This is a genomic window from Paenirhodobacter sp. (genome assembly GCF_050177655.1).
In the GTDB taxonomy this organism is placed as follows: domain Bacteria; phylum Pseudomonadota; class Alphaproteobacteria; order Rhodobacterales; family Rhodobacteraceae; genus Rhodobacter.
This window is the reverse complement of sequence record NZ_JBFXGV010000010.1, coordinates 66357-80604: the sequence shown is the minus strand read 5'-3', so window position 1 is coordinate 80604 and position 14248 is coordinate 66357. Positions and strand designations below refer to the sequence as shown.

The window sequence follows — 14248 nt, the reverse complement described above, 5'->3', positions numbered from 1 at the left end:
GCTGCAAGTCCGCATCGCTGTGCTGAATGGCTACACCGCGCTTGGCATACCCGTCACAGTGGCCGTAGGATAAGTCCGTCCGGGGAAAGGGGAACTCCGCTCAGAACCTGATTTATGCAACAAGGCCTCGTAGGTATCAAACCCAACTGTTCTTCGCTGCTGTTTTAGCTCGGAAGATATTTTCGTTGCATCCATTGGGCACCTGAGTGAGCGAAGAAAGTATTGAGATCGCTGTCACATTAGTGCCATTTGCGCCGAGCGACAAGTTCGCGAATATCCAAAAGCGCCTTTGGGGAGGCGCTTGACAGCATGACGAAGTGTGTTGCGGCGGGTGGATGCTGTCATTCGACCAAGACGTCTTCGATGGTCATGTTCGTCGGCAAGGTGACGAGGTATTGGTCGCTGGCGATACGCGTCCTATCCCCCATCCGCGAGCGCCAGAACACGCCAAGTGTGGCGGCGGCAGTACTTTCAACGCATTGGCGCCGTTCATGCTCGACGCCTCGACCGGCTGCCCCCCCTCACACCAACCTTGCAAAAAACACCGCGCTCATCGTGAAGCCGATCGCGGCGATGATCCACCGCACCGCCTCCTTCGGCAGCCAGCGCGCCACCGGGGCGCCGGCGTAGCCGCCCGCGGTCGCCGCGACCGCCATCACCAGCGCCTGTTGCCACGCCACGATCCCCGCGAGCGCAAAGATCGCCACCGAGATCGTCGAGAGCACGAAGCTCAGCCCGTTCTTCAGCCCGTTCATCCGGTGCAGGTCGCTCATCCCCCAAAGCGCGAAAAGCGCGAGCAGCACGATGCCGAGGCCGCCGTTGAAATAGCCGCCGTAGACGGCGACGACGAAAAGGCCCGCCGCCCCTTCGGGCGTCACGTCGCGGGCGTGGCGGGCGGCGAGCGCGCGCAGCCGCGGCCCGAAGAGGAAGATCAGCGTCGCGGCCAGCAAAAGGAACGGCACCACCACCGAGAAGGCCTTGTTCGAGGAGACGAGCAGCAGCCCCGATCCGACCACACCTCCGGCGAGGGTGATCAGCGCAAGCCGGATCAGGCGCCCGCGCTCGAAGCTCGCAAGCTCGCCGCGAAAACCCATCGCGCCGCCGAGATAGCCCGGAAACACCGCCACCGCGCTTGTCGCATTCGCCGCGACCGGCGGCAGCCCCACGAAGACCAGCGCCGGAAAGGTCAGAAACGTCCCCCCGCCGGCGATCGTGTTCATCAGCCCGGCGCCGAAGGCGGCCGCGATCAGGATCAGATATTCGGTCATGAAACGGCCCTCCCCGCCGCCAAACCGGGCTAACCCGGGGCGGCGCGGCTGTAAAGCCTCGCGCCGCCCGCCGCTCACGGCGCTTTCAATTGACCCGCGCGCCGGTTGCGCTAGAACGCGGGCCAAAGAGAGGTGCGTGATGCAGGCATTCGAATACAGGGTCGTCCCGGCGCCGATGCGCGGCGACAAGGAACGCGGCCTGAAGACCGGGGCGGAGCGCTTTGCCCATGCGCTGGGTCAGCTGATGAACCAGATGGCGCAGGACGGCTGGGAATACTGGCGCGCCGAGACGCTGCCGGCGGAGGAGCGCCAGGGGCTGACCTCGAAGACGACGGTCTTCCACAACCTGCTCGTGTTCCGCCGCGCGCTCGACGCCGAGGCGCCGGAAGGCAGCGCAGGCGCGGCCTTCGCCGCGGTTTCGGCGGCGGAAAAGCGGGCGAAGATGCTCTCGGTCAGCGCGCCCGAGGGCCGCGCGCCGCGGCTCGGCCCCGCCGAAGACCCGGAACTCTAATCGAGAAATTCGATCGCGAGCGCATGGATGCGCGCGATCAGATCGGGGCCGAGCGCCGCATGCACCGCGCGGTGACGCGCGATGCGGCCCTGCCCGGCCAGTGCCGGCGCGCTCAGCCGCAGGCGGAAATGGCTTTCGCCAGACCCGGCGTGACCGGCATGGCCCGCATGACGCGCGCTTTCGTCGATCACCTCGAGACGGTCCGGCGCGAGCGGGGCGAGCCGCGCCTGGATCTCCTCGGCCACCGGCCGGTTTCCGCTTTCCATCCCCGCCCCCCTTTCCTCTCGCGCGATATGCTCTAGACTGCGTGACCCGAGTCGGCGGGGGCCGTCAAGAGCCCCGCCGCCAGCGAAATGAGAGGCGCGATGAGCAAGACCGGTGACCCGTTCGGTTTCAACATCTCGGCAGCGGCGGACAAGAAACGCCGCTCGAAAGGCAAGCGCGGGATGTCGGGGGCCTTCGAGACCTCGACGCGCAAATGCGACCACGAGGGCTGCAACGAGCCCGGGCAATATCGGGCGCCGAAATCGCCCAAGGTGCTCGACGACTATTTCTGGTTCTGCAAGGACCATGTGCGCGAATACAATCTGAACTGGAACTATTTCCAGGGTCAGTCGGAGGAGGAATTCCAGCATTTCCTCGACAATGCGACGGTCTGGGAACGGCCGACGAAACCCTTCGGCCGCACCAAGGAGGAGATGGGCTGGACCCGCCACGGCATCGCCGATCCGATGGAACTGCTCGGCGCGAACGCCACGCAGAACCCGGGGCGCAAGGTCGTGGGCCGCCGCCTGCCGCCGACCGAACGCAAGGCGCTCGAGATCCTCGATGCGAAGGACACGATGACGAAGACCGAGATCCGCGCCTGCTACAAGGCGCTGATCAAGGTGCTGCACCCGGACATGAACGGCGGCGACCGCAGCCAGGAAGAGATGCTGCAGGAGGTCGTCTGGGCCTGGGATCAGCTCAAGGACAGCCGCAACTTCAAGTGAGCCGCCCTGCGGCGGGGGCGGAGGGGTCGCTGCCCCCGCTGCTCCGCAGCCCCCCGAGGTATTTTTCGCAAGATGAAAACCCCTTCATCTTGCCGAAAATACCTCGGGGGTGAATTTTCCGCAGGAAAAGAGGGGGCAGCGCCCCCTGCCCGGCCTCAATGCGCGGCGCGCTTGCCGGTTAAAAGCCCGATCAGCGGCGAGATCACCCGGGTCGCGACCGGGATCAGCACGAAGCCGAAGGCGAGGCCCAGCACCCCGTCGCAGGCGGCGGTGACGCTCCAGGCGAGCGCCTCGCGCAGCGTCTCGGGGGCCGGGGCGGCGGCGGCCTCGGCGATGTGGTGGATCGTCTCATAGGGCAGGCCCCAGCCCAGCACCTCAAGCCCGTGGATCACGATCGAGCCGCCGACCCAGAGCATCGCCGCGGTGCCGACCGCCATCAGCCCCGCCATGAAGGGCGGCATCGCGCGCACGAGCCCATGGCCGAAGGCGCGGGTGGCGCCGAGCCTGCCGTTGCGCGCGAGCCAGAGGCCGATGTCATCCGCCTTCACGATCAGCGCCACGCCGCCATAGACGAGCGCGGTGATGCCGAGCGCGACGAGCGCGAGCGCCACGGCCTGCATCCAGACCGGCTGGCCCGCAGGCAGCGCCGAAAGCGCGATCGTCATGATCTCGGCGGAGAGGATGAAATCGGTCTTCACCGCGCCCGAGACCTTGGCCGCCTCGAGATGGGCGGGATCGCCCACCGCCTCCTCCGCCTCGTGCGGGCCGGGGCGCACAAGATGCAGCACCTTCTCCGCCCCCTCGAAGCAGAGATAGCTGCCGCCGAGCATCAAAAGCGGCGTGATCGCCCAGGGCGCGAAGGCCGAAAGCAGAAGCGCGAGCGGCAAGAGGAACACGATCTTGTTGCGGATCGAGCCGAGCGCGATCTTGCCCACGATCGGCAGCTCCCGCGCGGCGGCAAAACCGTGGACGTATTTCGGCGTCACCGCGGCATCGTCGATCACCGCGCCCGCGGCCTTCGCGCCCGCCTGCGCCGCCTGCCCCGCGACATCGTCCACGCTTGCCGCCGCGATCTTGGCGATGCCCGCGACATCGTCGAGAAGTGCCAGTAACCCGCTCATGACCAAACCTTTCCGTTTGCGGCAAGGTAAGGGCCCGGCCGCGCCATCACAAGCACCCCCCCGCCTGTAACCCGGACAATCCGCCCCCTTGCGCGGCCCCTTGCGATGGTCCACAAATCCATCCGACCGCAGGAAAGGATGCCCGCCATGACCGATCTCGAGATGAATGCCAAACCGACCGAAGAGATCGACCTGCGCGAGGTCTTCGGTCTCGACAGCGAGATGAAGGTCAAGGGCTTTGCCAGCCGCACCGATCGCGTGCCGGACCTCGACCCGACCTACAAGTTCGACCCCGACACCACGATGGCGATCCTCGCGGGCTTTGCCTACAATCGCCGCGTGATGATCCAGGGCTATCACGGCACCGGCAAATCGACCCATATCGAGCAGGTCGCGGCGCGGCTGAACTGGCCCTGCGTGCGCGTCAACCTCGACAGCCACGTCAGCCGCATCGACCTGATCGGCAAGGACGCGATCAAGCTCGTCGACGGCAAGCAGGTGACGGTGTTCCACGAGGGCATCCTGCCCTGGGCGCTGCGCAACCCGACCGCGATCGTCTTCGACGAATACGACGCCGGCCGCGCCGACGTGATGTTCGTGATCCAGCGCGTGCTGGAGGCCGACGGCAAGCTGACGCTGCTCGACCAGAACGAGGTGATCACGCCGAACCCGTTCTTCCGCCTGTTTGCGACGGCGAACACCGTGGGCCTTGGCGACACCACGGGGCTTTACCACGGCACGCAGCAGATCAACCAGGGGCAGATGGACCGCTGGAGCCTTGTCGCGACGCTGAACTACCTTTCCCACGACGCGGAAACCGCGATCGTGCTGTCGAAATGCCCGCATTACAACACCGAGAAGGGCCGCAAGACGATCGGCGCGATGGTGCATGTGGCCGATCTCACCCGCACCGCCTTCATGAACGGCGATCTCTCGACGGTGATGTCGCCGCGCACGGTGATCGCCTGGGCGCAGAACGCCGAGATCTTCCGCAACGTGGGCTATGCCTTCCGCCTCACCTTCCTCAACAAATGCGACGAGCTGGAGCGGGCCACGGTGGCCGAGTTCTACCAGCGCCTTTTCGACGAGGAACTGCCCGAGTCGGCGGCGGTCGTCGCGGCGCGGTAACAGCCTTATCCCCGAATTCAAACGGCGCGCCCTCGGGCGCGCCGTTTCGGTTCGTGAGTGGTCTCTTGCCGGGATCAGCCGCGGGCGGCCTTCGTCGCGGCACCCCACCAGGCGATGTCGCCAAGCAGCCCCTTGGCCGAGCCTTCGATATGCGGCGCGATCTCGCTCATTTCGGCGTTCTTGCCCATCGGCGAGATCGCCATGAAATCGCCGCCGCCGATATGCACCGCGTTGCGCACCGGCACCATCTGCAGCTCGACCGCGATGCCGCGCAGATGCTCGATCGCACGGCCGGCGCCAAGGCCGCCATAGCCCACCGCGCCCATCGGCTTATGCGCCCATTCGACATAGGCCTGATCGAGCGCGTTCTTCAGCGCGCCGGTGATCGAGTGGTTGTATTCCGCGGTGACGAAGATGTAGCCGTCGAATTCGCCGATCTTCTTTTGCCAGCGCACCGCCTCGGCCGATTGCGAGGGCGCCCAGGCGTTCGAGGCGACCTCGTCGAAGAAGGGCAGCGCGTAGTCACGCAGATCGACGAGTTCGAAACGCATCTCGGGATGTTCGGCGCGGGCGAAATCGAGGAACCATTTCGCGGGCTTGTCCGCCAGCCGCGTGGGCCGGGTCGAGGACAGGATGATGGCGATGTTCAGCGGGCTGGTCATTTCGGGTCTCCGTAAGCTCTGTTCAGGTCTGTGTCGGTTGGTCTGTTTTCCTGACCCCAATATAGCGCACAATTGACGCAGAGATCTCGTTAGTTATGCGCAAATTTGCACAGCATCGGTGCCCCGCGGCAATCTGTGCCCGATACATCCGAAGCGCTTTACGCGCGCGCGTCGCGGTGCTTTAGATTGGCCATGAGCAAGCCCAGCGACAACCCCGCCGATCCCTTCAAGAAAGCCCTCGCAGAGGCGACGAAGACGCTCGCCGATGCGCCCGAGATGACGGTGAGCTTCACCGTCGATCCCGCCGGCGTGTCGGGCGACCAGATGCGCCTGCCGCAGGTCAGCCGACGGATGACGCGCGACGAGATCCTGCTCGCGCGCGGCACGGGCGACGCGCTGGCGCTGCGCCAACGCCATCACGACGCGGCGGTGGGCGCGCGCTATGCCCCCGCGGGCGACATGGCGCGGGCGCTTTTCGACGCGATGGAGGGCGCGCGTTGCGAGGCGCTTGGCGCGCGCGAGATGCCGGGCACGCTGAGCAATATCGACCACAAGATCGCCTGGGAGGCCGACCGCAAGGGTTACGGCCAGATCCGCTCGCAATCCGAGGCGCCGCTGCCGGTCGCGGCGGGCTATCTCGTGCGCGAGCTGGCGACGCAACGCCCGCTGCCCTCGGCCGCGGCGCATGTGCTCGAACTCTGGCGCCCCTTCCTCGAGGAAAGCGCGGCGGGCGATCTCGCCACGCTGCAGGATGTGCTTGCGGACCAGACCGCCTTCGCCAAGCTTGCGCGCAAGGTGATCGCCGATCTCGGCTATGGCGACCAGCTTGGCGAGGATCCGGACGAGGATCTCGGCGATGACGCCGATGAGGAGGCCGAGGCCGAGAACGACCCCGACGCCGGCGAGGAGCAGCAGGCCGACGAGCAGGAGGACGATGGCGAGGCCACGCCCGAACGCTCGCAGGAGCAGACGCAGGATCAGACCCAGACCACGGTCTCGAGCGACGACCTCTCCGACGAGGAGATGGGCGATGAGATGGACATGCCGCAGGCCGACGCCCCGCCCGAGCCGCCGCCGCCCCCCGCCCATTCGCAGGCGGACCCGAATTACAAGGTCTTCACCACCGAATTCGACGAGGAGATCCGCGCCGAGGATCTGGCCGAACCGGCCGAGCTGGAGCGCCTGCGCGCCTATCTCGACCAGCAGCTCGAACCGCTCAAGGGCGCGGTGAGCCGCCTTGCGAACAAGCTGCAGCGCCGGTTGCAGGCGCAGCAAAGCCGCAGCTGGGAATTCGACCGCGAGGAGGGCATGCTCGACGCCGGCCGCCTTGCGCGCGTCGTCGCCAACCCGACGATGCCGCTTTCCTTCAAGATCGAGAAGGACACCGAGTTCCGCGACACCTGCGTGACGCTGCTCCTCGACAATTCCGGCTCGATGCGCGGCCGCCCGATCTCGATCGCGGCGATCTGCGCCGACGTTCTTGCCCGCACGCTCGAACGCTGCTCGGTCAAGGTCGAGATCCTCGGCTTCACCACCCGCGCCTGGAAGGGCGGCCAGAGCCGCGAGAAATGGCTGGCCGAGGGCCGCCCGCAATCGCCGGGCCGGCTCAACGATCTGCGCCACATCATCTACAAATCGGCCGATGCGCCCTGGCGCCGCGTGCGCTCGAACCTCGGCCTGATGATGAAAGAGGGCCTCTTGAAGGAGAACATCGACGGCGAGGCGCTCGAATGGGCGCATCGGCGGATGCTGGGCCGCTCGGAGGCGCGCAAGATCCTGATGGTGATCTCCGACGGCGCCCCGGTCGACGACAGCACGCTTTCGGTCAACCCCGCGATTTTCCTCGAAAAACACCTGCGCGACGTGATCGCGATGGTGGAGAAACGTCGTGCGGTGGAACTGATCGCGATCGGCATCGGCCATGACGTCACGCGCTATTACCAGCGCGCCGTCACCATCACCGATGTCGAGCAGCTCGCCGGCGCGATGACCGAACAGCTCGCGAGCCTCTTCGACAGCGACCCGCGCGCGCGGGCGCGCTTCCTCGGCATGAAGAAGGCGATCTGATGTTTCAGGATTTCACGGTCCGCTCGGCGCCGGAAAACGGGCCGCCGCGTCTGGCCGCGCTGCGCGCCGAAATGGCCGCGGCGGGGCTCGACGGGTTCATCGTGCCCCGCGCCGATGCGCATCAGGGCGAATATGTCGCCGATTGCGACGCGCGGCTTGGCTGGCTGACCGGTTTCACCGGCTCGGCCGGCTTCTGCATCGCGCTTGGCGATGTCGCCGGCGTCTTCGTCGATGGCCGCTACCGCGTGCAGGTCCGCGCCGAGGTCGACCTCGCCGCCTTCACCCCGGTGAACTGGCCCGAGGTGAAGCCCGGCCCCTGGCTGATCGAAGAGCTGCCCGCGGGCGGGCACATCGGCTTCGACCCCTGGCTGCACGCCGAGCGCGAGATCGCCGATCTGCGCGCGGCACTTTCCGAAACCGGCATCACACTGGTCGAAAGCAAGAACCTCGTCGATGCGATCTGGGCGGACCGCCCTGCCCCGCCGCAGGCCCCGGCGCGTATCCATCCCGCCGCCTTCGCGGGCGAGGAGAGCGCCGCGAAACGCCGCCGCCTCGGCGCCGCGCTCGCCGCGCAGGGGGCGGAGGCGGCCGTGCTCACGCTGCCCGATTCGATCGCCTGGCTTCTGAACATCCGCGGCAATGACATCCCCCGCAATCCGGTGGTGCTGGCCTTCGCCGTGCTCCACGCCGACGGCCATCTGACCCTTTTCGCCGATGAAGAGAAATTCGACGCGGCGCTGATCGCCCATCTCGGCCCCGAGGTGACGCTGCGCCCGATCGAGGCCTTCGCGCCCGGGCTGCGCAGCCTCACCGGCCCGGTGCTCGCCGATCCGGCGACGGCGCCGCTTGCCGTTTTCACCGAACTCGGCGAGGCCGGGCTCGCCATGATCCGCGCCGAGGATCCCTGCCTGCTGCCAAAGGCGCGCAAGAACGCGGCCGAGATCGCGGGGATGGAGGCGGCGCATCTGCGCGATGCGGTCGCGATGGCCGAATTCCTCGCCTGGGTCGAGGCCGAGGCGCCGAAGGGCGCGCTGACCGAGATCGCCGTGGTCACCGCGCTTGAAAATTTCCGCGCGGCGACGAATGCGCTCCTCGACATCAGCTTCGACACGATCTGCGGCGCCGGGCCCAACGGCGCGATCGTGCATTACCGGGTGAACGAGATCACCAATCGCGCGGTGAAACCCGGGGAACTGCTGCTCGTCGATTCCGGCGCGCAATATATCGACGGCACCACCGACATCACCCGCACCGTCGCGGTGGGCCCGGTGCCCGAGGCCGCGCGCGATCCCTTCACCCGCGTGCTGCGCGGGATGATCGCGATCGCCCGCGCGCGCTGGCCGCGTGGCCTTGCCGGGCGCGATCTCGACGCGCTCGCCCGCGCGCCGCTCTGGGTCGCGGGGCTCGATTACGACCACGGCACCGGCCACGGCGTCGGCGCCGCGCTTTGCGTGCACGAGGGGCCGGCGCGGATCTCGCGCGTCTCCGCCGTGCCGCTCGAAGCGGGGATGATCCTTTCGGATGAGCCCGGCTATTACCGCGAGGGCGCCTTCGGCATCCGGATCGAGAATCTGGTGCTGGTCGAACCGGCGCAAAAGCTCGGCGACAACCGCGACCAGCTCGCCTTCCGCAATCTCACCTGGGTGCCGATCGACCGCCGGCTGATCCTCGCGGAGATGCTCGACGCCGAGGAACGCGCCTGGCTCGACGCCTATCACGCCGACGTCTTTGCCCGCATCGCGCCCCACGTCAGCCCGGCGACGCGTGACTGGCTGGAAAGCGCCTGCGCGCCGCTCTGACCGCGCCCGAAGCCCCGACTGCGGATGAGTATTTGGCCCAAGAAAAAGCGCCTGACTTTTTCTTGGCAAAAATACTCCGGGGGTCCGGGGGCTGGCCCCCGGTCCGCCCGTCACGATTGCCGCCTCAGTCCTCGATCGTCGCGAGCACCGCCTGCGCGGCGCGGGCGATCACGATCTCCTCGTTCGTCGGGATCACCAGCACCCGCACCTTGCCGGTGCCGATCTCGCGCTCATGGGCAAGGTTGCGGATCGGGTCGACCCCGATGCCGAGCCAGCCCAGATCCTCGCAGACGCGGGCGCGGATATGGGGCGAGTTCTCGCCGATCCCACCGCAGAAGACGAGCCCGTCGATCCCCCCCATCGCGGCCGCAAGCCCGGCAAGCTCGCGCCGGATGCGATAGGTGAAATAGTCGACCGCCTCGGCCGCATGCGGCTCCTCCGAGGCCTCGAGCGTGCGCATGTCGTTCGACACGCCCGACATCCCCAGAAGCCCCGATTCCTTGTAAAGGAGGTCGGAGATCTGATGGCTGTCCATCCCCTCCTCATCCATCAGATACATCAGGATCCCGGGGTCGATCTGGCCGGTGCGGGTGCCCATCGGCAGCCCGTCGACCGCCGAGAAGCCCATCGTGCTCTCGATCGACCGGCCACCCCTGATCGCGCACATCGAGGCGCCCGAGCCCAGATGCGCGACGACGACGCGCCCCGCGGCAAGCTCCGGCTCGGTCCGCGCAAGCTCGCCCGAGATATAGTCGTAGCTCAGCCCGTGGAAGCCGTAGCGCCGGATCCCCTTCTCGTAATAGCGATGCGGCAGCGCATAGGTGTCGTTCACGAAAGGATGGCCGCGGTGGAAGGCGGTGTCGAAACAGGCGATGTTCGGCACGCCCGGGAAGGTGTCGACCGAGGCGCGCACACCGGCGAGGTTGTGCGGCTGGTGCAGCGGCGCGAAGGGGGCGAGCCGCGCCAGATCCTTCATGATCTCCTCGGTGAGGCGCAGCGGCGCGGCGTGGTTGACACCGCCATGCACGACGCGATGGCCGACCGCCACCACCTCGAGCCCGGGGAAATCGGCCTGGAACACCTCGAGCGCGGTGCGCAGCGCGGCGCCGTTCGTCTTGAAGGCGTTCGGCGCATGTTCGGGCATCGGCAGCGGCTTGCCCGCCGCGTCCTTGATCTGCATCGCCGCCTCGCGCCGGCCGATACGGTCGACATGGGCCATGGCGAGGGTCTCGAGCGTCTCGGAGAAAAGGCCGAGCTTGAGCGAGGAGGAACCGGAGTTCAGCGTGAGGATGGCACGGGTCATCAGAGGCGCGCCTCCCGCAGACGGTTGGCGTGGATCGCGGCGACAGCCGCCGAGGCGAGCCGCGCCATCGCGCTGTCGGAGCGCGAGTTGAGGATCACCGGCACCTTCGCGCCAAGCACGAGCCCCGCCCCCTCGGCGTGGGAGATATAGGCGAGCTGCTTGGCCAGCATGTTGCCCGCGTCGATGCCCGGCACGACGAGCACCTCGGCATGGCCCGCGACCTCGCCGCGCAGCCCCTTGGTGCGCGCCGCCCCCAGATCGACCGCATTGTCCATCGCGAGCGGGCCGTCGACGATGCCGCCCTTGATCTGGCCGCGCTCGGCCATCTTGCTCAGGAGCGCCGCGTCGATCGAGGAGGGCATCGCCGGGTTCACCGTCTCCACCGCGGAAAGCACGCCGACCTTCGGCACCTCGATCCCGATCGAGATCGCGAGGTCGATCGCGTTCTGCACGATATCGACCTTGGTCGCGAGATCGGGGGCGATGTTGATCGCGGCATCGGTGACCAGCAGCGGATGGCTGACGCCGGGCACGTCCATCACGAAGATATGGGTGAAGCGGCGCCCGATGCGCAGCCCCGCCTGCTTGTCGAGCATCGGATGCAGCAGGTCGTCGGTGTGCAGATGCCCTTTCATGATCGCCTCGACGCGGCCCGCGCGCACCAGCTCCACCGCCTTCTGCGCCGCCTCGCGGTCGGTCTCGGTCGCGATGATCTCATAGGCGTCGAGCGACTTGCCCAGCGCCTTCGCGGCCTTCGCCATCTTGTCGGGATTGCCGATCAGGATCGGCGCGAGCAGGTGATGTTCGGCCGAGATCAGCGCCCCGTCGAGCGCGCTTTCCTCGACCGGGCAGACGACGGCGGTCGCCATCGCGGGCAGATGCTCGGCCTTGGCGATCAGCGCCTCGAAATGGCGGTGGCGCTGCACGATCAGCCCGGGGGCGTCGAGCTCCTCGTAATGGATCTTCGTCTTCGGCGCCTCGACGCGGGCCTCCCCCTCGAGGATCAGCCGATCGTCGCCCACGCGCCGCACCTCGGTCGCGAGCACGAGGATGCCGCCCGGCTCCTTCGCCTTCACCGTGACCTTGGAGATCAGCTCCTCGCCGTCGCGCACGCGCTCGTGGAAGGTGAGCGTCTGGCTGCGATAAAGCGTGCCGGGCCCGGGCAGGATATTGCCGAGCACCGCCGAGATCAGCGAGGCGACGAACATGCCGGGCGCCACGGGTTCGGCCTTCGGCGCGCCCTCGCCCTCGCCCTGCGGCAGGTGCATCGGGTTGTGATTGCCCGAGGCGGCCGCGAAAACGTAGAAATCGTCCGCGGTGCACAGCCTGCGCAATTCGGCCGACATGCCCGGTTCGAGTTCGTCCCACATCCGGCTTTCGAAATTCATGGCGCGCTCCTTGCCTGGTTCTTGCCCGTCTTTATGCCGCAGTGCGGCAATTCCGTCTCGCTCTAACGCCGCAAAGTTGCGAAAACTTTGATCGGCGACAAGTTGCGAGGCTTTTTTGCCCCCCTTTCCGTGGCGTTCCGAACCGCCTATGACGGGGGAAACGGCGGAGGATCGGATGACACAGGACGCATTCTGGAGCGAACTCGAAGCGCTTTTCGGGCCGCGGATGAGCCGGCGGCAGTCGGATCGCGCGCTGCATGGGCAGAACGAGACCTGGTTCGACGAGGCCCCGCCCGAGGTGGTGGTCTGGCCGGAGACCACCGAAGAGGTCTCGGATCTGATGAAGCTTTGCACCGCGCATCGCGTGCCGGTGACGCCCTGGGGCGCGGGCACCTCGCTCGAAGGGCACGCGCTGGCCGTGCAGGGCGGCGTCACCGTCGATTTCGCACGGATGAACGAAGTGCTTGAAATCAGGGCCGAAGATCGGCTCGTCCGGGTGCAGCCGGGGCTGACCCGGGAGGAGCTGAACGTCGAGCTGCGCGCCTCGGGGCTGATGTTCACCGTCGACCCGGGCGCGAATGCCACGCTCGGCGGGATGGCGGCGACGCGCGCCTCGGGCACGACGACGGTGCGCTATGGTTCGATGCGGGCGAATGTCGCGGCACTCGAGGTGGTGCTCGCCGATGGGCGGGTGATCCGCACCGGCTCGGGGGCGGCGAAATCCGCCTCGGGCTATGACCTCACCGCGCTGATGCTCGGCTCCGAGGGCACGCTCGGCCTCATCACGGAGCTGACGCTGCGCCTGCACGGTCAGCCGGAGGCGATCTCCTCCGCGGTCTGCGCCTTCGACAGCCTCGAGGCGGCGGTGGAAACCGTGCAGATGGTGATCCAGATGGGCATTCCGATGGCCCGGATCGAATTCGTCGACGCCGAGATCGCGCGCATGTTCAACGCGATGAACGGCACCGCGATGCCGGAAAAACCGCATCTGCTGATCGAATTCCACGGCACGCCCGAAAGCGTCGCGCAGGACAGCGCGCGGTTCGGCGAGGTGGTGGCCGAGATGGGCGGCGCCGATTTCCAATGGGCGACGACGACGGAGGAGCGCACGCGGCTCTGGAAGATGCGCCACGGCGCCTATTCGAGCTGCCTTGCCTGGCGGCCGGGCTGCATGGGGCTGGTGACCGATGTCTGCGTGCCGATCTCGCGGCTCGCCGAAGCGGTCGAACGCGGGCGCGAGATCATCGCGGCGGCCGGGCTCGACGGGCCGATCCTCGGCCATGTCGGCGACGGCAATTTCCACGCGATCCTGCTTCTCGACCGGGAAAACCCCGAGGAGCTCGCCCGCGCGAAACAGGTGGGCCACGAGCTGGCGGAAATGGCGCTCGCCATGGGCGGCACGATCACCGGCGAGCACGGCATCGGCCTTGGCAAACGCTACATGATGGCCGAGGAACATGGGGAGGCCTGGGCTGTGATGGGCACGATCAAGGCGGCGCTCGACCCGCTCGGCCTGCTCAACCCCGGCAAGCTGGTGCCGCAGCCCGGAGAGACGGCATGAGCCTTGCCGATCCCGCCGATCTGCCGCGGGCGATCGCCCATGCCTGGGGCGCGCGCGACGCCCATGCGCTTGCCGGCTATTTCGCCCCCGACGCCGATTTCCTGAGCCTCACCGGCGGCAGCGCCGAGGGCGCGAAGGAGATCGCCGAGATCTTCGCGGGCGAGCTTGCCGGCGCGTTCTCGCGCGCGCGCCTCGTCACCGGCAAGACCAAGCTGCGCGCGGTGGCGGGCGGCGCGGCGGTGGTGATTACCCAGCGCTTCGTGCTGAGCGGGATCGTGCATGCCGATGGCAGCGACGCGGGCCGGATCGGCGCGATCTTCTGCGCGACGATGGAGCCCGGGCCCGAGGGCTGGTGGATCGTCGCGGCGCAATTCGTGCCCGAGGCCTGATTGGGGCGCGCGAGGGGGCGCTGCCCCCGCGCTGACGCGCCCCCCGAGGTATTTTCGGC

Annotated in this window: 13 protein-coding genes; 7 read left to right on the top strand and 6 right to left on the bottom strand. The window is 67.7% G+C overall.

Annotation, left to right across the window (positions count from 1 at the left end):
* Positions 1-521: 521 nt before the first annotated feature.
* Positions 522-1268, bottom strand: a complete 747-nt coding sequence (locus AB7U46_RS06370) for a sulfite exporter TauE/SafE family protein (RefSeq protein WP_428336110.1) — start codon at positions 1266-1268, stop codon at positions 522-524.
* Positions 1269-1407: 139 nt separating this feature from the next.
* Between AB7U46_RS06370 and AB7U46_RS06365 the strand changes: the two genes are divergently transcribed.
* Entirely contained in the window at positions 1408-1779 is a 372-nt protein-coding gene (locus tag AB7U46_RS06365; RefSeq protein WP_428336109.1) for a DUF4177 domain-containing protein, read from the top strand.
* Here the strand turns inward: AB7U46_RS06365 and AB7U46_RS06360 are convergent.
* A complete protein-coding gene (locus AB7U46_RS06360) occupies positions 1776-2045 on the bottom strand; it encodes a BolA family protein (protein ID WP_428336108.1) in 270 nt (89 codons plus the stop codon). The two genes, AB7U46_RS06365 and AB7U46_RS06360, sit on opposite strands and share 4 nt — an antisense overlap.
* A 99-nt stretch (positions 2046-2144) precedes the next feature.
* Here AB7U46_RS06360 and AB7U46_RS06355 point away from each other — a divergent pair, with 99 nt between their 5' ends.
* A complete protein-coding gene (locus AB7U46_RS06355) occupies positions 2145-2771 on the top strand; it encodes a DnaJ domain-containing protein (RefSeq protein WP_428336107.1) in 627 nt (208 codons plus the stop codon).
* A gap of 155 nt (positions 2772-2926) precedes the next feature.
* Here AB7U46_RS06355 and AB7U46_RS06350 read toward each other — a convergent pair whose 3' ends face one another.
* Positions 2927-3892: a DUF808 domain-containing protein gene (locus AB7U46_RS06350; protein ID WP_428336106.1), complete on the bottom strand. Its 966-nt coding sequence runs from the start codon at positions 3890-3892 to the stop codon at positions 2927-2929.
* Positions 3893-4039: 147 nt separating this feature from the next.
* Here AB7U46_RS06350 and cobS point away from each other — a divergent pair, with 147 nt between their 5' ends.
* Complete coding sequence (gene cobS, locus AB7U46_RS06345) at positions 4040-5020, top strand: cobaltochelatase subunit CobS (protein ID WP_428336105.1); 981 nt, start codon at positions 4040-4042, stop codon at positions 5018-5020.
* Between the two features lie 74 nt (positions 5021-5094).
* On the opposite strand, the gene AB7U46_RS06340 is transcribed toward cobS, so the two are convergent.
* The gene (locus tag AB7U46_RS06340; protein WP_428336104.1) at positions 5095-5682 is read right to left on the bottom strand and encodes an NADPH-dependent FMN reductase; all 588 of its coding nucleotides are present in this window, start codon (positions 5680-5682) and stop codon (positions 5095-5097) included.
* Between the two features lie 192 nt (positions 5683-5874).
* On the opposite strand from AB7U46_RS06340, the gene cobT reads away from it, so the two are divergent.
* Both cobT and AB7U46_RS06330 read left to right on the top strand, forming a co-directional pair.
* Entirely contained in the window at positions 5875-7749 is a 1875-nt protein-coding gene (gene cobT, locus AB7U46_RS06335; protein ID WP_428336103.1) for a cobaltochelatase subunit CobT, read from the top strand.
* The gene (locus tag AB7U46_RS06330; RefSeq protein ID WP_428336102.1) at positions 7749-9548 is read left to right on the top strand and encodes a M24 family metallopeptidase; all 1800 of its coding nucleotides are present in this window, start codon (positions 7749-7751) and stop codon (positions 9546-9548) included. Before cobT ends, AB7U46_RS06330 begins: the two co-directional genes overlap by 1 nt.
* Positions 9549-9672: 124 nt before the next feature.
* On the opposite strand, the gene AB7U46_RS06325 is transcribed toward AB7U46_RS06330, so the two are convergent.
* Together AB7U46_RS06325 and AB7U46_RS06320 are read right to left on the bottom strand one after the other, a co-directional pair.
* Complete coding sequence (locus AB7U46_RS06325) at positions 9673-10851, bottom strand: acetate/propionate family kinase (protein ID WP_428336101.1); 1179 nt, start codon at positions 10849-10851, stop codon at positions 9673-9675.
* On the bottom strand, positions 10851-12239 hold the full coding sequence (locus tag AB7U46_RS06320; protein ID WP_428336100.1) for a bifunctional enoyl-CoA hydratase/phosphate acetyltransferase: 1389 nt from the start codon (positions 12237-12239) through the stop codon (positions 10851-10853). The genes AB7U46_RS06325 and AB7U46_RS06320 overlap by 1 nt, the downstream gene beginning before the upstream one ends.
* A 175-nt stretch (positions 12240-12414) precedes the next feature.
* Between AB7U46_RS06320 and AB7U46_RS06315 the strand changes: the two genes are divergently transcribed.
* Positions 12415-13800, top strand: coding sequence for an FAD-binding oxidoreductase (locus AB7U46_RS06315; protein WP_428336099.1), 1386 nt, complete (start codon positions 12415-12417; stop codon positions 13798-13800).
* Positions 13797-14189 (top strand): SgcJ/EcaC family oxidoreductase, encoded by a 393-nt coding sequence (locus AB7U46_RS06310; RefSeq protein ID WP_428336098.1) that lies wholly within the window; start codon positions 13797-13799, stop codon positions 14187-14189. Before AB7U46_RS06315 ends, AB7U46_RS06310 begins: the two co-directional genes overlap by 4 nt.
* Positions 14190-14248 lie beyond the last annotated feature (59 nt).